We start from the raw sequence: 22891 nt of genomic DNA, 5'->3' as shown, positions 1-22891 counted from the left end.
CATGGCCGCCTACGACTATATCCACGACGGCACGGCGATCTACGAGCGCTCCTTCGCCATCATCCGCGCCGAGGCCGATCTCTCGCGCTTTTCCGAGGCCGAGGCCGATGTCGCTATCCGCATGATCCATGCCTGCGGCCAGGTCGAGGCGGCAAGTCATTTCGTTTTCTCCCCCGATTTCGTCAGCGCCGCGCGCAAAGCCCTGGCCGCCGGCGCGCCGATCTTCTGCGACGCCGAAATGGTCTCGCATGGCGTCACCCGCGCCCGGCTGCCGGCCGGCAATGAGGTGATCTGCACCTTGCGCGACCCGCGCACGCACGACATCGCGGGGCAGATCGGCAATACCCGCTCGGCGGCCGCCATCGACCTCTGGGGCGAGCGCATCGCCGGTTCGGTGGTCGCCATCGGCAACGCACCGACCGCGCTCTTTTATCTCCTGGAGAAGTTGCGCGACGGCGCACCCAGGCCGGCAGCCATCATCGGCATGCCGGTCGGCTTCGTCGGCGCTGCCGAATCCAAGGACGCACTGGCCGAGAATTCCTATGGCGTGCCCTATGCCATCGTGCGCGGCAGGCTTGGCGGCAGCGCCATGACCGCCGCCGCACTTAATTCACTGGCGAGGCCGGGCCTGTGAACGCGCTCCCCAAAGGCCGTCTCGTCGGTGTCGGCACGGGTCCCGGCGACCCAGAATTGTTGACGCTGAAGGCCGCGCGGGTGCTGGCCGAGGCCGATGTCGTGGCGTATTTCGCCAAGCGCGGCAACAACAGCAATGCGCGCGCCATCGTCGAGGCGCGCTTCCGGCCCGACATGCTGGAACTGCCGCTGCTCTATCCCGTGACCACCGAGATCGACAAGGATCACGACGACTACCGGTCGCAGATCACGGGTTTCTACGAGGAGTCGGCGGAACAGGTCGCCGAGCACCTCGACGCCGGCAGGGTGGTTGCCGTGCTGTCCGAAGGCGATCCCCTGTTCTACGGCTCCTACATGCATCTGCATGTCCGCCTTGCCCATCGTTTCCCCACCGAAGTCATTCCCGGCATCACCGCAATGTCCGGCTGCTGGTCGCAGACCGGTGTGCCGATCGTCCAGGGCGACGACGTGCTGACCGTGCTGCCCGGCACGATGAGCGAGTTCGAGCTGACGCGCCGCCTCGCCGACACCGACGCCGCCGTCATCATGAAGGTCGGCCGCAACCTGCCCAAGATCAGGCGCGCGCTTGAGGCGACCGGCAAGCTGACGCGCGCCGTCTATGTCGAGCGCGGCACGATGGCCGGCAGCGTCTCGATGAAACTAGCCGACAAGCCGGACGACAAGGCGCCCTACTTCGCCATCGTGCTGGTTGCCGGCTGGTCCGGTCGACCGGGCGCGGCTGGAGCCCAGATATGAGCGGCCGTCTCACCGTCATCGGCCTTGGGCCCGGCAATGCCGACCAGGTCACGCCGCAAGCCAGCCGCGCTATCGCCGAGGCAAAATTCTTCTACGGCTACAAGCCCTATCTCGACCGGCTCGACCTGCGCCCGGACCAGACCCGTGTCGCTTCCGACAACCGCGAGGAACTCGCCCGCTCCAAGGATGCCTTGACCAAGGCCGCCGAGGGTCACGACGTCGCCGTGGTGTCGGGCGGCGATCCCGGCGTCTTCGCCATGGCCGCAGCGGTCTGCGAGGCCATCGAGGCTGGGCCGGCCGAATGGCGCGCGGTCGATGTCGCTGTCGTGCCCGGCGTCACCGCCATGCTCGCGGTCGCCGCCCGCATCGGCGCGCCGCTTGGCCACGACTTCTGCGCTATCTCGCTGTCCGACAATCTAAAGCCTTGGGATCTGATCGAGCTGCGTCTTTTGGCGGCGGCCGGCGCCGGCTTCGTCATCGCGCTCTACAATCCGATCAGCAAGGCGCGTCCCTGGCAGCTTGGCCGCGCCTTCGAATGCCTGGCCGCCATCCTGCCCGGCACGACGCCGGTGATCTTCGGCCGCGCCGCCGGCCGGCCGGACGAACGCATCGAGGTCTATCTGCTGGCCGATGTCGACGCCGAAAAGGCCGACATGGCGACCTGCATCATCATCGGTTCGCCGGAGACCCGGATCATCAAGCGCGGCGAAAAGCCGGCGCTGGTCTACACGCCGCGCTCGGCATCGGGCTCGACGAAATGACAGACCATCGCGGCCAGCGCTTCGACTGTTTCAGCCGAGGGCACATCCGGCAGGACGGGCCTGCGCACCATGATCACCTCGATGCCGAGCGTTCGCGCCGCGGCAATCTTCCCGTATGTCGCCGTGCCGCCGCTGTTCTTCGACACCACGACATCGATGCGATGCTTTTCGAGCAGCACGCGCTCGTCGGTCTCGCCAAACGGCCCGCGCGCGAGCAGATAGTCGGCATCGGGCACAACGAGCTTCGGCTCGACCGGATCGACGCTGCGGATGAGGTAGTGGTGTTGGGGTGCGGCCTCGAAGGCGGCGACCTCCTGCCGGCCCAGCGCCAGAACCACGCGGCGCGGCACATCGCCAAGCGCCCGTGCCGCGCCGGCAACGCTGTCGACCTCAAGCCAACGGTCGCCCTGGACGACATCCCAGCCCGGACGCCGCAGGGCAAGGATCGGTACGCCAGTGGCGCGTGCCGCTTGCGCGGCATTGGCGGAGATACGCGCCGCGTAGGGATGCGTGGCGTCGATCAGCAGACCAGTGCCTGTCTCCCTGAGATAAGCGGCCAAACCGTCGGCACCGCCGAACCCTCCACTTCGCACGGGCACGCCCTGCGCGACGGGGTTTTCCGTACGGCCGGCCAGCGACAGCGTGACCGAGCAATGGGCGCGCGCCGCCAGTTTTCCGGCCAGTTGCCGGGCTTCGGTGGTGCCGCCAAGGATCAGAATGCGGTGGGTCATCATGCCTGCTGAGGGTCCGCGCGCCGCCAAGCCCAACCCGAGATGGCTCACAATCATCGGCATCGGTGAGGACGGTTTAGCGGGTCTCGGCGACGAGGCCAAGCGGCGGATCGCCGAGGCGGAGTTCATCTTCGGCGGCAAGCGGCACCTGGCGCTCGTCGCTTCCTTCGCCAAGGGCAAGCCGCGTCCCTGGCCGGTTCCTTTCGATGCCGGGATGGCCGACGTCCTGGCGCTTGCCGGCAGGAATGTCTGCGTGCTCGCCTCCGGCGACCCGTTCTTCCACGGGGTCGGCGCCACCCTCGCCCGCAAGGTCAAGCCGCGCGAGATGCACGTCATACCAGCGCCGTCGGCGTTGTCGCTGGCCGCGGCGCGGCTTGGCTGGGCGCTACAGGATATCGAGACCGTCTCCCTGCACGGCCACCCGATCGACCTGATCCGCCCGCTGCTGCAGCCCAACGCCCGCATCCTGGCGCTGACATCCGATGGCTTCGCTCCGGCGGCGATTGCCCGCCTGCTCGCCGAACTCGACTTCGGCACTTCGCGGCTGACGGTGCTGGAAGCGTTGGGCGGGCCGAAGGAGACATTGCGCTCGGCTCGCGCCGATGCCTTCGACCTCAAAAACATCAATCCGCTCAACGTCCTGGCCATCGAAATTGATTCGGCCCCGCAGGCGCGCGTGCTGTCGCTCACGGCAGGCCTCGCCGACCATCTGTTCGAGCATGACGGCCAGATCACCAAGCGCGAAATCCGCGCTATCACCCTGTCGGCGCTGGCGCCGAGGCGGGGCGAATTGCTGTGGGATGTCGGCGCCGGCTCGGGCTCGATCGGCATCGAATGGATGCTCGCCCACCCTTCGCTGCGCGCCATCGCCATCGAGGTCGACCCGTCCCGCGCCGCTCGCATCGCCCACAACGCCGTCGCCTGCGGCGTTCCCGGCCTTGTCATTGTGGAAGGCAGCGCGCCCAAGGCCCTGGCCAGACTGGAGACACCTGATGCCATCTTCATCGGCGGCGGCGGCAGCGACGCCGGCGTCATGAACGCCGCCATCAGAGCCTTGCGCGCCGGCGGCCGTCTTGTCGCCAACGCGGTGACGTTGGAAATGGAAGCCCTGCTCCTCGCCCAGCACACAAAGCGCGGCGGCGACCTCACCCGCATCGGCATCTCCCGCGCTTCGCCGGTCGGCTCCATGCAGGCATGGCGGCCGGCCATGCCCGTCACGCAATGGAGCTGGGTGAAGCCATGATGGTCGCGGGCATCGGCAGCCGAAGGGGCGTCACCGTCGAGGACGTGCTCGCGGCCATAGAAACCGCACTCGAAACGCATGGCCTGGCGATGACAGCTCTTTCGGCACTGGCGACCGCGGCGCTCAAGAAGGATGAAGACGCTATCGCCGCCGCCGGTCGCAAGCTGAACCTTCCCGTCATTATCGTCGACGACGCAGCCCTTCAGGCCACCTCGCCGGGGACGCTCAGCAGCTCCAGCCTCTCGCGGCAGCTGGCGGGCACGTCATCGGTCTCGGAAGCCTCCGCCCTTGCCGTCGCCGGCAAAGGCGCGACGCTGCTTGGGTCCCGCACCGTGCTCGGTCCGGTCACCTGCGCCATCGCCATCAGCGGAGACGCGCCATGACCGTCCATTTCATCGGCGCCGGCCCAGGTGCGGCGGACCTCATCACGCTGCGTGGCGCAAGGCTCCTGGCGAGTTGCCCGGTCTGCCTCCACGCCGGCTCCATCGTCGCGCCGGAACTGCTGCAGCATTGCGCGCCGGGAACGAAGCTGATCGACACCGCGCCGATGTCGCTCGACGAGATCGAGGCTGAATATGTGGCAGCCCACATGGCCGGCCATGATGTTGCCCGCCTGCATTCCGGCGACCTGTCGGTGTGGAGTGCCGTGGCCGAGCAGATCCGCCGGCTGGAAAAGCATGGCATCCCCTACACGCTGACGCCGGGCGTCCCTTCCTTCGCGGCCGCAGCCGCCGCACTTCGCCGCGAGCTGACCATCCCCGAAGTCGGGCAAAGCCTGGTGCTGACCCGCGTTTCCGGACGTGCGTCGAAAATGCCGCCCGGCGAAACGCTGGCCGGCTTCGGCCGCACCGGCGCCACGCTGGCCATCCACCTTGCCATTCACGCCATCGACCGCATCGTCGCCGAGCTGACGCCGCACTATGGCGGCGATTGCCCGGTGGCGATCGTCTTCCGCGCCTCGTGGCCGGACGAGCGCGTGCTGACCGGCACGCTGGAATCCATCGAGGCACAACTGGCGGCCGATCCGATGGAGCGCACAGCCATCATCTTCGTCGGCCGCTCGCTGGCGGCACAAGATTTCGGCGAGAGTTCATTGTACGACGCCCACTACCAGCGGCGTTTTCGCGGACGGGACGGATTGTGAGCGCCAGCACTGGAAATAACCGCGAAAACGCCACACTCGAACAGGCGCTCGCGCGGCTGAACTTCAAGCCGCGTTCGCTTGAGCCGGGGCATGTCTGGCTGGCCGGCGCCGGTCCCGGCGATCCCGGCTGCCTGACGCTGGAGGTGCTGGCGGCATTGGCCGAGGCGGATGCGCTGGTCTACGACGCGCTGGTATCGCCCGATGTGGTTGCTGTTGCCGGAAGTGCCGAGCTTTTCTTTGCGGGAAAACGCGGCGGCAAGCCCTCGATGAAGCAGGATGACATCACCGCCCTGCTGGTTCGACTGGCGCGCGAAGGCCGCCGCGTCATCAGGCTGAAGGGCGGCGACCCCTATATTTTCGGCCGTGGCGGCGAAGAGGCGCTGGCGCTGGCGCGTGAGAACATCCCGTTCCGCGTCCTGCCAGGCCTCACCTCGGGTCTCAGCGCGCTCGCCGCCACCGGCATTCCCGCCACCATGCGCGGCATCAACAAGGCTGTCATTCTGGCGACCGGCCACGCCGCCGGCACCGATGACGATCTCGACTGGGCGGCGATCGCCCGCACCGGCCAGCCGGTCGTCGTCTATATGGGCATGGCAAATCTGCCTCTTATAGCAGCCGCCCTGCTCGACGGCGGACTGGCGCCATCGACACCGGCGGCCGTGATCGTCGCCGCGACGACGCCTCAGGAAAGGACCGTCGTCGCCACGCTCGCCACCATTGCCGAGGCAGCGGCGGCGGCCGGGCTCGCCTCGCCGGCATTGATCGTCGTCGGCGGCATCGTCGCCATGCGCGCGGCACTGGCGGGCGGGGCATGACGGCCCGGGCGATCATCGTCGGCGCGCCGCGCTCCGGTTCGGGCAAGACCAGCGTCACCATCGGCATCCTGCGCGCACTCACCCGGCGTGGCCTGAAAGTGCGCGGCGCCAAATCCGGCCCCGATTATATCGATCCCGGCTTCCACACCGCCGCCACCGGCCTGTCCGGCGTCAATCTCGACAGCTGGGCGATGTCGCCGCCGCTGCTCAATGCGCTGGCCGCACAAGCGGCCGACGACACCGATTTCGTCATCCTCGAAAGCGCCATGGGCCTGTTCGACGGCATCCCGGCCTCGCCTGGCCGCACCGGTTCGGCTGCCGATCTCGCCCGGCTCTACGGTCTGCCGGTGCTGCTGGTGCTCGACGTGTCAGGCCAGTCGACGACGGCGGCGGCCGTCGCCAAGGGTTTTGCCACGTACGACCCGGATGTGCGCATGGCCGGCGTCGTGCTCAACCGGCTGGGCAGCGAGCGCCATCGGAAGCTGTCCGGCGACGCCATCGAGGCGATCGGCCTGCCCGTCGTCGGCGCTATTTTGCGCGACCCCTCGCTCAATTTGCCCGAGCGCCATCTCGGCCTCGTCCAGGCCGGCGAATATGACGACCTGATGGCGCATCTCGACCGGCTCGCCGACACGGCGGAGAAGTCGCTCGACCTTGACGCGGTCATGGCGCTGGCAACGCCCTTCGCCCCGGCAGCAGGTTCCTTCGCCGACGCGCTGCGGCCGCCCGGTCAACGCATCGCGCTGGCCGAGGACGCCGCCTTCACCTTCCTCTACCCGCACGTCGCCGCCTATTGGCGCAAGGCCGGCGCGGAAATCGTCCCGTTCTCGCCGCTCGCCGACGAAGCGCCCGATGAGGATTGCGACGTCTGCTGGCTGCCCGGCGGCTATCCCGAGCTTCATGCCGGCAAACTCACGGCCGCCGCGAATTTCCATGCGGGGATGGCACGTTTCGCCACGACAAAGCCGATCCATGGCGAATGCGGTGGCTTCATGGTGCTTGGTGAAGCGATGGAGGATGCATCAGGCGAAACGCATCGCATGCTCGGCCTGCTCGGCCATTCCACCAGCTTCGCCAGGCGCAAGATGAATCTTGGCTACCGCGAGGCTCGGCTGCATGCCGATTGCCCGCTGGGTTCGCAGGGCGCGCTGATCCGGGGTCACGAATTCCACTATGCGCAGATGACGGCCACCGGCAATGACGAGCCGCTGGCTGACCTTGCCGATGGCCAGGGCAATCCGCTCGGCGCCTCAGGCTACCGGCGCGGCCACGTCAGCGGCACCTTCTTTCATGCGATTGCGAGGAGCTAGGGCCATGAAGCTCCCGAAAATCACCCTGTCGCCCCGGCAAGTCGTCGACGACATCGCGCTTTGCCTGGTCTTCTTCACCCGCCTGCCGCTGCCCGTGTTTGATTTTCGCGGCCGCAACCTCGCCGCCGCGATCTGGGCCGCCCCCATTGCCGGCCTTGTCGTCGGCCTGATCGGCGCCATCGTTTTTGCCACGGCGGAACGCTTTGGCCTTGCCATTGGGCCGGCGGCTGCCCTTGCCCTTGTTGCAACCGTGGCTACCACGGGCTGCCTGCACGAGGATGGATTGTCGGACGTTGCCGACGGCTTCGGTGGCGGCAAGTCGCGCGGCCGCAAGCTCGAGATCATGCGCGACAGCCGCATCGGCGCTTATGGCGCCATGGCGCTGGCGCTGGCGCTGCTGATCCGCTGGAGCGCGCTGTCGCAAGTGGTGGAACCCACACAGGCTCTGTTTGCGCTCGTGGCGGCGCACGCAGCCTCGCGTGGCGTGCTCGGCGCCTTCATGCATCTCTTGCCACCGGCGCGGTCCGACGGCCTGTCGGCTGGCGCCGGCACCGTTTCGCTCGAAACGGCAATAGCCGGAGCCGTGCTCGGCGCGATTCCACTGCTCCTGCTCGGGCTTGGCGGCGCCATTGCCGCGCTCATCCTGCTCGGCCTGTTCTTTGCCGCCTTCCACGCCCTTTGCCTCAACCAGATCGAGGGCCAGACCGGCGACACGGTTGGCGCCTTGCAGCAGTTGAGCGAAATCGCGGTGCTTCTCGTCGCTTCCGTCGCCCTTTCCTGACCCCCTTGACCTGATTCCCTTCCGGAGACATTGCCCCCATGCCCTTCAAATCCCTCGATGAACTGCGCGCCGCCTGCCTCGACCTGCCTGCCGGCAGCGAAGTGGCCGCCAGTGCCGTCGCTCGCCGCCAGGACACGCTGACCAAGCCGCAAGGCAGCCTCGGCAAACTCGAAGCGATCGCCGCCTGGCTGGCGCGCTGGCAAGGCCGCGACATGCCAAGGCTCGACCGCGTGAAAGTCTTCGTCTTCGCCGGCAACCACGGCGTCACCGCGCAGGGCGTGTCGGCCTACCCCTCCGAAGTCACCGTGCAGATGGTGGCGAATTTTGCCGGCGGCGGTGCCGCCATCAACCAGCTCGCCCGCATCGCCGGCGCGGAACTCGACGTCATCCCGCTTGATCTCGACCATCCCACCGGTGACTTCACGCAAGTGCCGGCAATGGATGAGAAGGCCTTCCTCGCCGCTGTCTCGGCGGGCTATGACGCCGTGACGAAAGACCTCGACTTGGTCTGCTTTGGCGAAATGGGCATCGGCAACACGACGCCCGCCGCTGCCATTTCGGCTGCCTTGTTCGGCGGCGGCGCCGAAAAGTGGACCGGGCGCGGCACTGGCGTCGAGGATGCCGGCCTGAAGCGCAAGGTGGTCGCCATCGAAGCCGGCCTGAAGCGCCACGCCGCGGCCCTTGCAGACCCGTTGGGGGTCGCAGCCACGCTCGGGGGGCGCGAACTCGCCGCCATCTTCGGCGCCACGGTAGCCGCCCGTCATCTCGGCATACCCGTGCTGCTCGACGGCTTCGTCTGCACCGCCGCCGCCGCGCCGCTGGCGAAGCTGCACCCGACCGGCCTTGCCCATACGATCGCCGCCCACGTCTCAGCCGAATCGGGTCATCGCGGCCTCCTCGAAGCGCTCGCCCTGCCGCCGCTGCTCGATCTCGGCATGCGGCTCGGCGAAGGCTCCGGCGCGTGTCTGGCCGTCAACATCGTCCGCTCGGCGCTGGAGTGCCATGCGACGATGGCAAGCTTTGCCGAGGCTGGGGTTTCGGAGAAATAATCCGTCAAACTTTTAACGTGATTGAGCCAAAATAATAACGTCGTTTTGATTGTTACGTGAGATCAGTAGATCTCATGTGGAGATCAGGCGATGTATTTGAAGGCGATACCTGTCATTGCACTGCTTTTCGGCACTGCTGCGCCAGCTTTTTCGCAGTATGTCGATGAGAACGGCCGCTTCCGGCACGCGGGCGACGATGGGCTGGCCAAGGTCCAGTCCAGCCTGACCATGACCCTTCCGGTCAAGGACGAAGAGGATGTCGCCACACAGCAGCAAACCGCGCTGCGTTCGTTCTACAAGGTCGCTGCCGCCAGTTGCGCCATGGTGCTCGATACCGTCGCCGACACGTGCGAGGTAACCAGCGTGACCACGAACGTCAACGCCAGGGATCGCAGCATGGGAGGCGCTGCGGGATCGCAGATGACGGTGACCGGGCAGATCGCCATGAAGGTCAAGTTCAAGGCCAGTATTGGCAAAGCGGCGCAGTGAACGGCCATTGCGGTGCGAGACGCGCCAAACGCCTCTTGCCTTCAGGGTCTTTCCACCAAGTCTTCTAGGAATTTGGTGGGTGCGCACAGGATTGAACTGTGGACCCGCTGATTAAGAGTCAGCTGCTCTACCAACTGAGCTACGCACCCACTCGGCCGGCAAAAACCGGCGTTGGCGGGCATATAGCCGCCGATACCGGTCCTGTCCAGCCCTGCTGGAATCATTTCCCGACAAATCGACCGGGGCTCTCTCCAATCAGGCGAAAAGCTTGCCTTCCGCCACCTTGATCGCATGCCCGCCAATGCGCGCGGACGCCAGTTTTCCGCCTTGCACGGTCAGTTCGAGGCGGATGCGCGACGGCCGGCCCATCTCCAGTCCCTGTTCGATCCATAGCTGCGAAACCCCGTCCGTCGGACCGTCGAAATGCATGATGGCGCCGGCGAAGGCCGCCGCTGCCGAACCGGTCGCCGGGTCCTCATAGGAAGGCGTGCCGGGAACGATCATGCGGACATGGAAAGCGCTTTCGTGATTCACCGTCTCGCGGCAATAGACGTACGGGCTGGCGAAGGCCCATTCGCTCTTGCGCGGCGCCAGTTCCGACCATGCCTGGTTGTCCAGCCGGATGCGGCCCGCCGCTTCGAGATTGGCGACAGGAATGGTCACATAGGGCACGCCGGCCGACCAGAAGGCGATGCGGTGATTCTCGAAGCCGATCTCGTGCGGCGCCAGGCCAAGGGCGGCGCCGATCGCCTCCGGATCGGTCTCCAGCTTCAGCGGCTCCGGCAATTTTGCCAGGTCGAACTCGGCGAAGGTGGCGCCATCATGCGTGCTGACCGCGCAACGCACCGGGCCGATGTTCTCTTCAAGCACGAAGATGCCGGCGCCGCCCTCGCCCGCCAGTTCGGCCAACGCGATGGCCGAGCCCACCGTCGGATGGCCGGCGAATGGCATTTCATAATCGGGCGTGAAGATGCGGATGCGGTTGCGGTGCTTGGGATTGTCCGGCGGCAACACGAAAACCGATTCGGACAGGTTGAACTCGCGCGCGATGGCCTGCATCGCTGCCGTGTCCAGACCTTTGCAATCCAACACCACGGCCAGCGGGTTGCCGGCCAGTCGCTCGGTCGTAAACACATCGTAAAGCAAGTAATTCCGGGTTTGCATCCCTGCCTCAATCCCAACATGGGCGAAATTTAATTTGATATTCGAACCGGTAAGCCTGATCTGTGCACAGACAGGGACATTACGCATCATAGGGGTCCGACGTGGACCAGATTGTCAATCTGCCAAAGACGGAATCGGATTCCGCCATCGAGACGGCGCTTGGGCTCGACCAGACCGGTCGGCGCAGGACGCGCCGGCGTGGCTGGCTCTATGCGTTGCTGACCCTCATCGTGCTTGCCGCCGGCCTTGGCCTCTATCACTGGTATGCGGGCACGCCGACCAGGATTGACTACACCACGGTGCCGGCCGCCAAGGCCGACCTCACCGTCCAGGTGTCGGCGACAGGCACGCTGCAGCCGCTCACCCAGGTCGACATATCAAGCCAGCTCTCAGGCATCATACGCTCGGTCGCGGTCAACGAGAACCAGCAGGTGAAGAAGGGTGACGTGCTGGCGGCCCTCGACACCGCCAAGCTGCAGGTCCAGATCGAACGCGCCGAAGCGTCCGCTAAGGGAGCGGCCGCCAATGTGGAGGACGCCAGGGTGACGCTCGCCGAGAACGAGAGTGCGCTTGTCCGCGCCGCGGCCCTGACCAAGCGTGGCATGGCAACCGACCAGTCGCTCGAGGCGGCGACGGCGACGCGCGACCGTTCCAAGGCGGCACTCGATAGCGCCGAGGCCAATCTCGCCATCGCCAATGCCGATCTCAAGTCGCAGCAGACCGACCTTGCCAACAGCACCATCTACGCGCCGATCGACGGCATCGTGCTGACGCGTTCGGTCGACCCCGGCCAGACGGTCGCTTCCTCGCTGCAGGCGCCGGTGCTGTTCATCATCGCCGCCGATTTGAGGAACATGGAACTGGTGGCGGCGGTCGACGAAGCCGATATCGGCGCGGTCAAGTCGGGCCAGCATGCCCGTTTCACCGTCGACGCTTTCCCGGAGCGGCCGTTCGATGCCAAAATCCGCGACATCTCCTATGCCTCGGTCACGACGGACGGCGTCGTCACCTACAATGCGCGGCTCGAAGTCGACAACAACGAGTTGCTGCTGCGGCCCGGCATGACCGCCACCGTTTCTGTGGTCACGAGGGAAGCCAAGGGCGTGCTCACCGTGCCCTCGTCCGCTTTCCGCTATCGCCCGGCGCAGCAAGCGGCGCGCGGCTGGAGCCTGAGCGACCTGTTCACCGGCCGCATGGGCCGCGGCAATCGCCAGCGCCCGGTGGCAAAGGCCCCGACCGATGGTTCCCGCACGCTCTATGTGCTGGAGAACGGCCGCCCGCATCCGGTCAACGTCAAGATCGGTTCGACCGATGGCGAGCTGACCGAGATCACCTCCGGCCTGGAGGAAGGCGCGCAGATCATCACCGCTTCGCAGTCGCGGAGCTGAGGCAGTGGCCGCGGGCGCCCCCCTCATCACCTTTGACAAGGTCTGGAAGAGCTACGGCCAGGGCGAAGCCAAGGTGCATGCGCTGGCCGGAGTCGATCTTGCCATCCGGCGCGGTGAATTCGTCGCCATCATGGGCCCATCGGGCTCCGGCAAGTCGACGGCGATGAACATCATCGGTTGCCTCGACACGCCGACGGCCGGAACCTATTCCTTCATGGGCGTCGATGCCGGCCGGCTCGACCGCAACCGCCGCGCCATGCTGCGCAACCTCTATGTCGGCTTCGTCTTCCAGGGCTACAATCTCTTGGCCCGCACCACCGCGGCCGAAAATGTGGAATTGCCGCTGATCTATCGCGGTGTCGCCGCCCGCGAGCGCCGCGACCTTGCCATGCAGGCGCTGGCCGAGGTCGGCCTTGTCGGCCGCGAGCATCACACGCCGGCCGAACTCTCCGGCGGCCAGCAGCAGCGCGTGGCGATCGCACGCGCCATCGTCACCAGGCCGACGCTGCTCGTCGCCGACGAGCCGACCGGCAATCTCGACACCGCACGCACGCATGAGATCATGGAGCTGCTGACGCGTCTGAACAAAGAGCTTGGCCTGACCGTCACCATGGTCACCCACGAAGCCGATGTCGCCGAATATGCCGAGCGTACCATCCGCTTCCTCGACGGCCATGTCGCCTCCGACACCATGAATATGGAGGTGGCATGATCTGGGAAACCGTCCGCCTCTCGCTGCGCTCGATCCGCCGCAACGTGCTGCGCTCGTTCCTGACCTTGCTCGGCATCGTCATCGGCGTTGCCGCCGTCATTGCCATGCTGACCATCGGCTCCGGCACCACGCAAAAGGTCAAGTCCGACATTTCCAAGCTCGGCAGCAATCTGCTGGTCGTCCGAGCCGGGCGCCCGGCCGGCCCCGGCGGTCCGGGCGGGCTCGATCAGACGGTGCGGCCGCTGGCGGAAAAGGATCTGGCGGCGCTGGTTGCGCATCTCACCGACGCCCGCGCCATCTCGCCGGCCGCGCAGAAGCAGGTGCGCGTCATCTTCGGCACCGAGAGCCTGACCTCTGGCGTCACCGGCACCGACAGCGCCTATCTCGACGCACGCGACTGGAAGCTGGTGTCCGGCCGCCCGTTCAGCGATTCCGAAACCCGCTCCGGCACCGGTGTGTGCCTGATCGGCGAGACGGTGCGCCAGCAATTCTTCGGCGCCGGCGATCCCGAGGGCGAGATCATCCGCGTCAACCGCACCTCCTGCAGGATCGTCGGGCTGCTCGAGCCGAAAGGCTACACCGGCTTCGGCCAGGACCAGGACAATGTCGTGCTGATGCCCCTCGCCGCCTATCAGCGCCGCATCGCCGGCAATCGCGACATCGACAACATCTACATCGCCGCCGACGACCGCACGCCGACCACCGAATTGCAGCCGCGCGTCGAGGACATCTTGCGCGATGCGCGCCGCATCACGCCCGATCGCGAGAGCGATTTCGGCATCCGCGACATGACCCAGATCGCCGACGCCATGGCCAGCGCCACCACGACGATGACCGGCATGCTGGGCGCGGTCGCCGGTGTCAGCCTGCTGGTCGGCGGCATCGGCATCATGAACATCATGCTGGTGTCGGTCACCGAACGCACGCGCGAGATCGGCATCAGGCTCGCCATCGGCGCGCATGAAAAGCACATCCTCATCCAGTTCCTGGTCGAGGCGACCGTGCTGTCGCTGCTTGGCGGCATCATCGGCATCCTGATTGGGCTGGCGCTGGCCGGCCTTGCCTCGGTGACGCTGACCATACCTTTCGCGCCTAGCCCGGCCGTCATTCTGCTTGCCGTCGGCTTCTCCGCGCTGATCGGCATGGTGTTCGGCTTCTTCCCGGCGCTGCGCGGCGCCAGGCTCGATCCGATCGACGCCTTGCGTCACGAGTAAAAGGGCAAGCTGCGAGGGCGTCCGGCACTCCGGGCCGGTTTTACACAACCTTCGACGTTTCCGCCTTGCCCAACCTATCGTCACTGTGTTGGCGATATTATGCCAAGGCATATCTGGTCGAGGAGCAGCTGATGAGCAAGAAGGCGCGCGTGATCCTGGTGATGATCATCATCGAGGCCGCCCTTGCAGGCATCTGGTGGTATCTCGCCCGCTACGGCATGACCAATCCCGATCGCGTCACCGCCGATTTCCAGGCGGTCGTTGGCCAGACGATGGGAATGGCCATGGGTGGGTTGCTGGGTATCGGCTTCATCCTGTTCTTCGCCGCCGCGCGCAACGACCGCAAGGCACTCAAAAGCAAGAAATCATAGGGCCTGGCCGCTCCACGACATGATCGCGGCACTGACGTACGGTTTCAGTGGCAGGCAAGACTACGACGCGCTTTCCCACGGATTGACGGTGTTCAAACCGGCGGCCGCGAATGGACCGGTGTCACATGTGGCGACAGTGAGACCGTGCGCTACGGCCGTCGCCGCGATATAACCGTCGGCGTTGCCGATCGCCTTGCCTGCGGCTCTCGCCTGTACCATGAGGTCGGCATAGGCGCGCGACGCGTCGAGATCGAACGGCAGAATGCGGCCCGCAAACAACGGCAACGCGTCCTGCTCAAGACGATCATGCAGGATCGTGCGGCGCTTGCCGGAAGGCATGGCCGCGATCCCGAAACGCAACTCAGCCACGGTGACGGCCGAAAGATATAGGGTTTCGACGGCCTGGGCGTCGATCCACGCGATGACGCGAGGATCGGGTGCAGGTCTCCATGGCTCAAACATGACGCTGGTGTCGATGAGGATCATTCGAACCGCACCGGCTCGCCCGGTGTTTTGTCGCGGAGCTGCTGCAAGGTATCGACATCCTCTTGCGACAATCCGGCCTCGCGGCCGATGGCGGCGAGCAGCGAACCGAGCTTGACCCGATTGGCCGGCCGCACGGCCGTTTCCAGGATCTCACGCATTTCGGCCTCAGTGCTGCGGCCATGATGCGCAGCCCGCACCTTCAAGGCGCGGAGCGTCTCCTCTGGCAAATTGCGGATCGTGACGGCGCTCATCGATATCATTCCAATCTACAATGATGTCACTGCTATCAATATAGAAAATCTGCTATCGATACAACTGGTACGCACCGATATTAGTCTGCGCGCGCGAAATGCCACTCGATCAGCGGCTTCATGTGCGGCGACAGGCCGTCCGGCAGGTCGCCGGCATGGCGGATGATCACCGGCCCCTCGATCTCCGGGTCGGCTTCGGTGGCGACGAAGGCCAAGATTTGGCGCGCGATCTCATCGGCGGGCGCGTCGACGTGATAGCGGCGGAAGATGACGGTGCCGCTTGCCGTCGACAGAGCGTGCCAGCGCACACCACGCCTGGCATCCGACAGGTCGATACCGGTCTCCTCGCGCACCTCGCGCATCATGTTGAAATCGACATCGACGAGACCGTCGCGGAAATCGATCGGCTCGAACGAACCGGCGGCGAAATAGACCCAGCCGGCACTGACGGTTCGCGGTCCCATGCGGATCGCCACCAGAGCGTTGTCCCCGGCCACCAGCACGGCATGGGCATAGGCGTGTTCGGCGCCGGAATTCTCGCGCCGCTTCCGCCACAGCATGAAGGTCGAGTAATTGACCGCATGGCAGCGGCCGATAAGGCTGCGGTCGCGATAGGCAAGCTCGGAAAGCAGCACCACAATGCCGTCGAACAGCGCCGGATTGGCCTCGATCTCGCCCCGCCAGTTCTCGGCAATCACCGCGGCATTCTCCACCGCGAAGGGATGCGGGCCGGGATCGAGACGGACATCGATGGCATCGACCGGCAGGATGACATTGCGCGGAAGATCAAAACTCATGTCGGCTCAGGCCATGTCCAGCGTGATCGCCACCGGGCAATGGTCCGAGGCCTTTGGCCGGTCCCAGCCGGCGCGCGGGAAGCGCTCGACTTCCTGGCCCGCGGGAAAGATCGTGCGCCAGGGCTGGCCATTGCGGATGATGTCGGGAACTGCGGTGGCGTTCTTCGCCGCCAGCCCCTTCGACAGCAGGATATAGTCGAGCTGGCACAGATGCCGCTCTTGCGGCCCGCGTGTGTGATAGAAGGTCCAGCGGTTCATTTCCGGCCGTCGCTCGACCACATTTTCGCAGAAGCCGCCCGCCGTCAGCACATTGATGCAGGACAGGTTCTCGTCGACCACCTCGAAACGGTAACCGTCGACCTCGTCGCCGGCGATCTTCACCCGCTGGCGGTAATCGTTCATGTCGCCGCAGATCGCCCAGCGCTTGTCGGCCGCGTGCTCCGCCCCGAAACGCTCCTCGATGATGCGCCGCACGGCCTGCGCCTCCGCGATGCGCACCGGCATTGTCGCCTCGCGTCCGTCGAGCCCGTTGCGGGGCGAGCCCATGGACTTGAAGTGCACGAGATAAAGCGTCATCGGCGCGCCGCCCACCTTGATGTCGACCTCCAGGCAGTCGCGCCGGAAGATGCGTTCATTGGGCTGGTTGCCGAGGGCCGCCAGCTCGGGCGTATGCAACCCGAACTGCTCGTAGGTGACATAGGCGTGGCTGGTCATGCGCACGAATTCGATCGGCTGTCCCTGCGCGGTCTCGTTGCGCATCATCACCGCGACATCGATGCCGCGCGAATCATTGCCCGACGTGGTGTATTTCTGGCGGTAGCCCTGCCCCACCATCTTGAACAGATAGCCGTACTCGAAGGCCTTCAAGGCCTCGATGTTGTCGACCTCCTGCATGCAGATGATGTCGGCACGGGCGGCTGCAATCGCCAACGCCGTCAGCTGGCGCGTGTCGTCGGATTGCGCGATGGCGCGCGCCTGTTCCAGCATCTTGTATTCGGCCTCGCTCTGGATATCGAAGAGCGCCAGCGTGCGATCCTCGTTGAGCTGGTTGCGAAAGCCGGAAAAATCGAACCTGTTCATCAGGTTCTCGACATTGAAGGTGGCAAGGCGCAGCGACATGCGCTGACCTTTGCCTGCAAGAGCGGCGGAAAACAAGATCGCAGGACCACAAGCAGGGATCCCTTGGTCCCGGTGGCTTTCGCGCCATGGTTGACGGAACCTTTCCGTTCATCCGCCGTTCAGACGCAAAGGTCCACGGTAAGCCCATTCCCAGGGTAGGCGTGGGGCCTGTTCTCTTGGAGAAGTGCAATGAACGCGCTCTTTTCTTCCACTGTCAAATCCGGGCTGATAGCGCTCGGTATTGTCTCCGGCATCACGGCGCCATCCGCTGCCGCGCCGATTCTGCAGCCGGATGTGTCGATCCCGGCCAGCACCGCCGCGCCGACAGTCATCCCGGTCCGCGAGGGCTGGGCTGGCGGCAACAACGGCGGCGATTGGAGATGGCGCCGGTCAGGCAATTGGAACGGCCGCCACTGGAATGGTGGTGGCAACTGGAGCGGCCGCCACTGGAATGGTGGCGGTAACTGGAGTCGCGGCGATGACTGGCGCTGGCGCCATGGCCGCCGCCATTATCACGGCGGCTACTACGATGATGGCGCCGCCGCAATCCTCGGTCTTGGTCTGGGGCTCGGCCTTGGCAGCATGTACAACAACTACAACAACTACGATTACTATACGCCGGCGCCGCGCCGCTACTACCGCGCCGGCCGGCTTTCGAGCGCCCATGTCCGGTGGTGCTACAACCGCTACCGTTCATATCGCGCCTACGACAACACGTTCCAACCCTATAATGGCCCGCGCCAGCAGTGCTGGTCGCCCTATAGCTGAGCTGCCTGCGGCTGATACCAGAAATGAAAACGGCGCCACGTGGCGCCGTTTTTCGTTATTGATAGCGGAGCGTGGTTCGCTCAGTTCTTGGCCTTGTCGACCAGCTTGTTCTTGGAAATCCATGGCATCATGGCGCGCAGCTTGGCGCCGACTTCCTCGATCTGGTGGCTGTCGTTGTTGCGGCGGATGCCCTTGAAACGCGACATGCCGGCGCGGTATTCCTGCATCCATTCCGAGGTGAACTTTCCCGTCTGGATGTCCTTCAGCACGCGCTTCATCTCGGCCTTGGTCTCGGCGGTGATGATGCGCGGACCCGAGACATATTCGCCCCACTCGGCGGTGTTCGAGATCGAGTAGTTCATGTTGGCGATGCCGCCTTCATAGATCAGGTCGACGATCAGCTTGACCTCGTGAAGGCACTCGAAATAGGCCATTTCCGGTGCATAACCGGCTTCCACCAGCGTCTCGAAGCCGGCGCGGATCAGTTCGACCAGACCGCCGCACAGCACGACCTGCTCGCCGAACAGGTCGGTCTCGCATTCCTCGCGGAAATTGGTCTCGATGATGCCCGAACGGCCGCCGCCGACGCCGCAGGCGTAGGATAGCGCGAGATCGAGCGCGTTGCCCGAGGCGTCCTGGTTGACGGCGACCAGGCACGGCACGCCGCCGCCCTTCTGGTATTCGCCGCGCACCGTGTGGCCCGGGCCCTTCGGCGCGATCATGACGACGTCGACGGTCGACTTCGGCTCGATGAGGCCGAAATGCACGTTGAGGCCGTGCGCGAAAGCGATCGCGGCGCCGTCGCGGATGTTCGGCGCGATTTCGTTCTTGTAGATGTCGGCCTGCAATTCGTCGGGCGTCGCCATCATCATCAGATCGGCCCATTTGGCGGCGTCGGCGACGCTCATCACCTTGAGCCCGTCGGCCTCGACCTTCTTGGCGGTCGCCGAGCCGGCCTTGAGACCGATGGCGATCTCCTTGGCGCCGGAATCCTTGAGGTTGAGCGCATGCGCCCTGCCCTGGCTGCCATAGCCGATGATGGCGACCTTCTTGCCCTTGATCAGGTTGAGATCGGCATCACGATCGTAATAGACACGCATTTTGTCTTCCTTCCCGTTTTTGAAGATCAGAGGCCTTGCGGCCCGGTTTTTGCTCCGAAAAGAGCGAGAAACTGCTGCGTCGCGCGGACGGCATCGCCGCCGATCGTCGCTTCAGTCAATTCCAGCCGGTCGCCGAGCAGCAGGCGGATCTGCACGTCCCGGCCAACCAGCCCGAAAAAGGTACGGAAGGCCATCTCGGCATCCCCGAATTCAAGGAGCCCGGCCTGCCGGCCGGCTTCCAGCACGGGCTTCAGCCGCTTGGCCAGCGCAAAGCGCCCATTCTCCAGCACGACGGCGCCGAGATTGTCCTTCCCCGAACCGGCATGGCCGACCGCCACCCTATTGAGGGCGATCGACGTATCGCTGGAGATCACCTTCAACCAGTCGGAGCCAAAGCGCTCCAGGCTCGCCGTGAGCGAGGCAAGATCAAGCCCCTTGCCGCCGACCGAAGCCACCCGCACTTTCGAGGCCTGCCACTGCACGGTCGCCGTCAAGAGCCCGTCGCGATCGCCGAACCATTTGTAGAGTGTTTCCTTCGAGCAGCTCGCGCGACGCGCCACGGCGGTCATGGTCAGGTGATCGCCCTCCTCGACCAGCAGCCGCAAAGCCGCGTCCAGGACGGCCTGCTGCCGCTCCGTCAGCGCCTCGCTGTTGTCGATGTCGGGTACGCTGTGCAACACGCTCTTCCCTCGGAAGGACAAGGCAGGGCGTGAATTCGACCTACCGTACCGTACGTTACGGTTCGGCATATTGCGCAATCCGGTGAGCGGCGCAAGGGCAAAGAAGAAAAAATCCGCTGATGTCCGCGCAGCCGCGCAGTCCGCAAGCTCAGTCCGCGGTAGGCGGATGACGCAGGCGGCCCAGCAGTGCCGAGACCGTGCTCAGCTCATCCGACGACAGCTTCGCGCCAACCAACTCCTCGATCGACCTGCCATAGATCGTCCACATGCGGCGGCGCGTCTCCCGTCCCTTGGGCGTGATGCGGATGTGATGGCCACGGCCGTCGTCGGCCACCGGCAGTTTCTCGACCAGCCCGTCGGCCTCGAGCCGAGCCAATAGCCGCGAGATGTTGTACTGCGCGAACAGGGTGCGTTCGATCAGTTGAAACGGCCGCAAGCCGCCCTCGCCCGCCTCGGCAAGCTCGTGCAGCACATCGTACCAGGCGAGCGGCGGCAGGCCGCCCTCCTTCAGCGCGTCTTCGGCCCGTTCCATCAGTTGGCGCGAAACCCGCATCAGGCGGGCCCAGGCCTTGATGGCTTCAGGCGAAGGCTTGGCTTTTTCGGTCATGGCCCACCCTAGGCGATAGATGCAGATGCATCAAGCTTGACGTTCAATGCACATGCATCTACATAAATGCAATTGCATCGATATCGAAAGGCACATTCCTATGAGACCCGCCGACACCCTTGTTCTCGTCAGCCATCCGCTCTGCCCCTATGTCCAGCGCGCCGCGATTTCGCTGGCCGAGAAAGGCGTGCCGTTCGAGCGGATCGACATCGACCTTGCCGACAAACCGGACTGGTTCAAGGCGATCTCGCCGCTCGGCAAGGTGCCATTGCTGCGCGTACGGCAAAATGGCGACGAGACGATAATCTTCGAATCCGCGGTCATCCTCGAATTCCTCGAGGAAACGCAGGCCAATCCCCTCCACCCCGCCGACCCCTATGCACGCGCCCGGCACCGCGCCTGGATCGAGTATGGCTCAGCCATCCTCAACACCATCGGCCGGTTCTATTCAGCGCCGAGCGAGGCCGGCTTCCTCGCCGAAGCCAGCGCGCTGTCGGCAATGTTCGACCGTGTTGAGGCTGAACTGCCGGGCGGCGCCGGGCGGAGCGGGCCATGGTTCGCTGGCAGCCGCTTTTCCCTCGTCGATGCCGTTTACGGTCCGGTCTTCCGCTACCTCGACGCCTTCGATCGGATCGGCGATTTCGGTATTCTTGACGGCAAGCCGCTTGTCCAGGCTTGGCGCAGCGCGTTGAGTGACCGTCCGTCGATCAGGCAGGCCGTGGCGCCGGACTATCCGCAGCGCCTGCATGCCTTCCTGCGGGCGAAGGGATCATTTCTATCGAGCCTCATTCGGCAAGGCGATCCGGCCATAGCGCTTCGGCAAGCCCAGCCCGCCTGAACGGATCGATCACCGTGCCGGCGACCATGGAGGCCAGCAACCGCGGCGCCGGCGGGATCTTGGCGATCGTCGCCACCAGCCTGTCGCGGATGAAGGGCAGCGCCACCGAATCCGACTGATAGAAGGGCGTGAACGCCAGCGACAGTGCCTGAAAGACCCTGACATGCCGGCGCCGCGCTCGCGCATAGACTTCCAGCGCTGTCTCCACGCCGTCCGCTCGCGCCAGCGCATAGCTAAGTGCCGCGGCGTCGAGCAGCGCCATGTTGGCGCCCTGGCCAAGCTGCGGGCTGGTCGAATGGGCGGCATCGCCGATCACGGCCAGCCGCCGGCCAACCGGAAACTTCATTGTGTGATGGCCGTAGCGGGCCAGCGAAAGCTGGTCGAAACTGTCGATCTGGCTGGTGAACGCCTCGGCCCGTGGCCACAGCCGCACCACCCGCTCCTTCCAGGTGTCGAGACCGCTGGCACGCACCGCGTCGGCATCGGCCGGCTTCAGGCTCCAGAAGAAGGCCGCCATCCTTTCGGCGCCCGGCTCGGGCCGCCCGATCGGCAGCACGCCGATCATCACGCTGGCCTTGTCGTAGCGCTGCAGAAGCGCGTGCTCGTCAAAGCCCTCGCCGCGCCAGCCGAGCGATGCCCAGAACGCGCCATAGGTGAGTGGCCGTGGCGCTTCGGCACTACCGGCGCACCGCCGCAGCTTCGAGCGCGCGCCGCTGGCGTCGACAATTAGATCGAACGGCCCTTCCCTTCGGCCGTTGCCCCGGATCAGCGTCGCCCGCTCGCCGGTCTCCAGGGCCTCGATTTCGACGCCGGTCTCGATGGGGATCGCCTCGCGCCGGGCAGCGCGAAAGAGTACGCCGAACAGGGCGGCCCTGTGTACCGCCAGGCCGAAACGGTTGCCGCGCTGGGCATCGTAGCGGACATCGAGCACGGTGCGGCCGCTCGACGCATCGACGCCATGCAGCCGGTCGATCCTGCTGCCCAGCGCCATGATGTCGTCGAGCAGGCCGAGATCGGCGAGCACCGTCAGCCCAGTCGGCTGCAGGATCAGCCCGGAGCCGACCGGCCTCGGTTCCTCGAAGCGCTCGAAGATGGTTACGCGGTGGCCGGCGCGCTTGAGATAGAGCGCCGCGGCGAGCCCGGCCGGACCAGCGCCGGCGATTGCGATACCGTAGGAAATGCCGCTGCCCCCAAGCCGAACTGGCCGGGACAATCCTTCAGCCGCCGGACGAAATCAAGTCGCGACGCCGAGCGCTAGCCTGCTGGTCAAGCCTGCGTCGAATCGAAGGCAGTCCGCGCGCCGCGCACTGCGTCATGGTTGTTTTCGGCCCACTGCAGCAGATACTGCAAAGCGTCGAACATCGATCGCCCAAGGTCGGTCAGGCTGTATTCGACACTGGGCGGCTTGGTCGGAAACACCTCGCGGCGCACATAGCCGTCGCGCTGCAGATCGTAGAGCGTCTGGGTCAACATGCGCTGCGAGATATCGGGAACCAGCCGCCGCAGCTCGCCGAAGCGATAAGGCTGCTCGGCCAGCGCCGCCGTCAGCAGCGAACTCCATTTGCCATTGAGGCCCTGGATGACGTCGCGGACCGGGCAATCGGCAATGTTTCCGCCGTCGGTCATCGCTTTGTAGACTTCGAGTTTGGATTTCAGATTGACGGTCCGGCTGTCCATGGCTGGT

At 65.6% G+C, this 22891-nt stretch carries 28 protein-coding genes and 1 tRNA gene; 17 read left to right on the top strand and 12 right to left on the bottom strand.

The genetic code is table 11. The annotated features are described in order from the left end of the window. Position 1 precedes the first annotated feature (1 nt). The 3 genes from FJ543_RS01295 to FJ543_RS01285 are packed head-to-tail and all read left to right on the top strand — an operon-like array spanning position 2 to position 2150. Positions 2-634 carry a precorrin-8X methylmutase gene (locus tag FJ543_RS01295; RefSeq protein ID WP_140873439.1) on the top strand — a complete coding sequence of 211 codons (633 nt, stop codon included), beginning with the start codon at positions 2-4 and terminating at the stop codon, positions 632-634. Next, positions 631-1389: a precorrin-2 C(20)-methyltransferase gene (locus FJ543_RS01290; RefSeq protein WP_015317331.1), complete on the top strand. Its 759-nt coding sequence runs from the start codon at positions 631-633 to the stop codon at positions 1387-1389. The genes FJ543_RS01295 and FJ543_RS01290 overlap by 4 nt, the downstream gene beginning before the upstream one ends. After that, the gene (locus tag FJ543_RS01285; protein WP_140873437.1) at positions 1386-2150 is read left to right on the top strand and encodes a precorrin-3B C(17)-methyltransferase; all 765 of its coding nucleotides are present in this window, start codon (positions 1386-1388) and stop codon (positions 2148-2150) included. The genes FJ543_RS01290 and FJ543_RS01285 overlap by 4 nt, the downstream gene beginning before the upstream one ends. On the opposite strand, the gene FJ543_RS01280 is transcribed toward FJ543_RS01285, so the two are convergent. After that, on the bottom strand, positions 2114-2881 hold the full coding sequence (locus FJ543_RS01280; protein WP_140873435.1) for a cobalt-precorrin-6A reductase: 768 nt from the start codon (positions 2879-2881) through the stop codon (positions 2114-2116). The genes FJ543_RS01285 and FJ543_RS01280 overlap by 37 nt on opposite strands. Before the next feature lies 1 nt (position 2882). Between FJ543_RS01280 and cbiE the strand changes: the two genes are divergently transcribed. The 8 genes from cbiE to FJ543_RS01240 all read left to right on the top strand — a co-directional run bounded on the left by cbiE (position 2883) and on the right by FJ543_RS01240 (position 9712). After that, a complete protein-coding gene (gene cbiE, locus FJ543_RS01275; protein ID WP_140873433.1) occupies positions 2883-4124 on the top strand; it encodes a precorrin-6y C5,15-methyltransferase (decarboxylating) subunit CbiE in 1242 nt (413 codons plus the stop codon). Then, positions 4121-4507 (top strand): cobalamin biosynthesis protein, encoded by a 387-nt coding sequence (locus tag FJ543_RS01270; RefSeq protein WP_140873432.1) that lies wholly within the window; start codon positions 4121-4123, stop codon positions 4505-4507. Before cbiE ends, FJ543_RS01270 begins: the two co-directional genes overlap by 4 nt. Beyond that, complete coding sequence (gene cobM / locus FJ543_RS01265) at positions 4504-5268, top strand: precorrin-4 C(11)-methyltransferase (RefSeq protein ID WP_140873430.1); 765 nt, start codon at positions 4504-4506, stop codon at positions 5266-5268. Before FJ543_RS01270 ends, cobM begins: the two co-directional genes overlap by 4 nt. Continuing rightward, positions 5265-6083 (top strand): uroporphyrinogen-III C-methyltransferase, encoded by an 819-nt coding sequence (cobA, locus tag FJ543_RS01260; protein WP_140873428.1) that lies wholly within the window; start codon positions 5265-5267, stop codon positions 6081-6083. The genes cobM and cobA overlap by 4 nt, the downstream gene beginning before the upstream one ends. Beyond that, positions 6080-7393, top strand: a complete 1314-nt coding sequence (locus FJ543_RS01255) for a cobyrinate a,c-diamide synthase (protein ID WP_140873426.1) — start codon at positions 6080-6082, stop codon at positions 7391-7393. Before cobA ends, FJ543_RS01255 begins: the two co-directional genes overlap by 4 nt. A gap of 4 nt (positions 7394-7397) precedes the next feature. Beyond that, positions 7398-8174, top strand: coding sequence for an adenosylcobinamide-GDP ribazoletransferase (gene cobS / locus FJ543_RS01250; RefSeq protein ID WP_140873424.1), 777 nt, complete (start codon positions 7398-7400; stop codon positions 8172-8174). Positions 8175-8212: 38 nt separating this feature from the next. After that, positions 8213-9223, top strand: coding sequence for a nicotinate-nucleotide--dimethylbenzimidazole phosphoribosyltransferase (cobT, locus tag FJ543_RS01245; protein ID WP_140873422.1), 1011 nt, complete (start codon positions 8213-8215; stop codon positions 9221-9223). A 90-nt stretch (positions 9224-9313) separates the two neighbouring features. After that, a complete protein-coding gene (locus FJ543_RS01240) occupies positions 9314-9712 on the top strand; it encodes a hypothetical protein (RefSeq protein ID WP_140724070.1) in 399 nt (132 codons plus the stop codon). Positions 9713-9785: 73 nt separating this feature from the next. Here the strand turns inward: FJ543_RS01240 and FJ543_RS01235 are convergent. Both FJ543_RS01235 and FJ543_RS01230 read right to left on the bottom strand, forming a co-directional pair. Then, positions 9786-9861, bottom strand: a tRNA-Lys gene (locus tag FJ543_RS01235). Positions 9862-9967: 106 nt separating this feature from the next. Further along, entirely contained in the window at positions 9968-10876 is a 909-nt protein-coding gene (locus FJ543_RS01230) for a PhzF family phenazine biosynthesis protein (RefSeq protein WP_140873420.1), read from the bottom strand. 101 nt (positions 10877-10977) lie between these two features. Between FJ543_RS01230 and FJ543_RS01225 the strand changes: the two genes are divergently transcribed. The 4 genes from FJ543_RS01225 to FJ543_RS01210 all read left to right on the top strand — a co-directional run bounded on the left by FJ543_RS01225 (position 10978) and on the right by FJ543_RS01210 (position 14561). Continuing rightward, positions 10978-12264 carry an efflux RND transporter periplasmic adaptor subunit gene (locus tag FJ543_RS01225; protein WP_140873418.1) on the top strand — a complete coding sequence of 429 codons (1287 nt, stop codon included), beginning with the start codon at positions 10978-10980 and terminating at the stop codon, positions 12262-12264. Between the two features lie 4 nt (positions 12265-12268). Then, on the top strand, positions 12269-12976 hold the full coding sequence (locus FJ543_RS01220) for an ABC transporter ATP-binding protein (RefSeq protein WP_140714721.1): 708 nt from the start codon (positions 12269-12271) through the stop codon (positions 12974-12976). Continuing rightward, positions 12973-14190: an ABC transporter permease gene (locus tag FJ543_RS01215; RefSeq protein WP_140873417.1), complete on the top strand. Its 1218-nt coding sequence runs from the start codon at positions 12973-12975 to the stop codon at positions 14188-14190. The genes FJ543_RS01220 and FJ543_RS01215 overlap by 4 nt, the downstream gene beginning before the upstream one ends. A 131-nt stretch (positions 14191-14321) precedes the next feature. Then, positions 14322-14561, top strand: coding sequence for a hypothetical protein (locus FJ543_RS01210; protein ID WP_140714717.1), 240 nt, complete (start codon positions 14322-14324; stop codon positions 14559-14561). Positions 14562-14621: 60 nt separating this feature from the next. On the opposite strand, the gene FJ543_RS01205 is transcribed toward FJ543_RS01210, so the two are convergent. The 4 genes from FJ543_RS01205 to FJ543_RS01190 all read right to left on the bottom strand — a co-directional run bounded on the left by FJ543_RS01205 (position 14622) and on the right by FJ543_RS01190 (position 17214). Further along, the gene (locus FJ543_RS01205; RefSeq protein WP_140873416.1) at positions 14622-15047 is read right to left on the bottom strand and encodes a type II toxin-antitoxin system VapC family toxin; all 426 of its coding nucleotides are present in this window, start codon (positions 15045-15047) and stop codon (positions 14622-14624) included. Next, a complete protein-coding gene (locus FJ543_RS01200) occupies positions 15044-15298 on the bottom strand; it encodes a plasmid stabilization protein (protein ID WP_140615778.1) in 255 nt (84 codons plus the stop codon). Before FJ543_RS01200 ends, FJ543_RS01205 begins: the two co-directional genes overlap by 4 nt. Before the next feature lie 80 nt (positions 15299-15378). Further along, entirely contained in the window at positions 15379-16095 is a 717-nt protein-coding gene (locus FJ543_RS01195) for a hypothetical protein (protein ID WP_140873415.1), read from the bottom strand. Between the two features lie 6 nt (positions 16096-16101). After that, positions 16102-17214: an endonuclease/exonuclease/phosphatase family protein gene (locus tag FJ543_RS01190; RefSeq protein WP_015317313.1), complete on the bottom strand. Its 1113-nt coding sequence runs from the start codon at positions 17212-17214 to the stop codon at positions 16102-16104. 189 nt (positions 17215-17403) lie between these two features. Between FJ543_RS01190 and FJ543_RS01185 the strand changes: the two genes are divergently transcribed. Continuing rightward, positions 17404-17982, top strand: coding sequence for a BA14K family protein (locus tag FJ543_RS01185; protein WP_140873414.1), 579 nt, complete (start codon positions 17404-17406; stop codon positions 17980-17982). A gap of 80 nt (positions 17983-18062) precedes the next feature. On the opposite strand, the gene ilvC is transcribed toward FJ543_RS01185, so the two are convergent. From ilvC to FJ543_RS01170, 3 genes are all read right to left on the bottom strand, one after another. Beyond that, positions 18063-19082: a ketol-acid reductoisomerase gene (ilvC, locus tag FJ543_RS01180; protein ID WP_013531065.1), complete on the bottom strand. Its 1020-nt coding sequence runs from the start codon at positions 19080-19082 to the stop codon at positions 18063-18065. Positions 19083-19108: 26 nt separating this feature from the next. Then, positions 19109-19762, bottom strand: coding sequence for a TetR/AcrR family transcriptional regulator (locus tag FJ543_RS01175; protein ID WP_015317311.1), 654 nt, complete (start codon positions 19760-19762; stop codon positions 19109-19111). 148 nt (positions 19763-19910) lie between these two features. Continuing rightward, positions 19911-20369, bottom strand: a complete 459-nt coding sequence (locus FJ543_RS01170; protein ID WP_140788746.1) for a MarR family winged helix-turn-helix transcriptional regulator — start codon at positions 20367-20369, stop codon at positions 19911-19913. 100 nt (positions 20370-20469) lie between these two features. Here FJ543_RS01170 and FJ543_RS01165 point away from each other — a divergent pair, with 100 nt between their 5' ends. Next, positions 20470-21207: a glutathione S-transferase family protein gene (locus FJ543_RS01165; protein WP_140788748.1), complete on the top strand. Its 738-nt coding sequence runs from the start codon at positions 20470-20472 to the stop codon at positions 21205-21207. Here FJ543_RS01165 and FJ543_RS01160 read toward each other — a convergent pair. Both FJ543_RS01160 and FJ543_RS01155 read right to left on the bottom strand, forming a co-directional pair. Next, positions 21155-22420: an NAD(P)/FAD-dependent oxidoreductase gene (locus FJ543_RS01160; RefSeq protein WP_140873413.1), complete on the bottom strand. Its 1266-nt coding sequence runs from the start codon at positions 22418-22420 to the stop codon at positions 21155-21157. The two genes, FJ543_RS01165 and FJ543_RS01160, sit on opposite strands and share 53 nt — an antisense overlap. 53 nt (positions 22421-22473) lie before the next feature. After that, positions 22474-22884, bottom strand: coding sequence for a helix-turn-helix domain-containing protein (locus tag FJ543_RS01155; protein WP_015317307.1), 411 nt, complete (start codon positions 22882-22884; stop codon positions 22474-22476). Between the last annotated feature and the right edge of the window lie 7 nt (positions 22885-22891).

This window comes from Mesorhizobium sp. B2-5-7 (assembly GCF_006440875.1).
GTDB lineage: Bacteria > Pseudomonadota > Alphaproteobacteria > Rhizobiales > Rhizobiaceae > Mesorhizobium > Mesorhizobium australicum.
The sequence above is the reverse complement of the archived record's forward strand: the minus strand, read 5'-3'. Positions and strand labels throughout refer to the sequence as shown.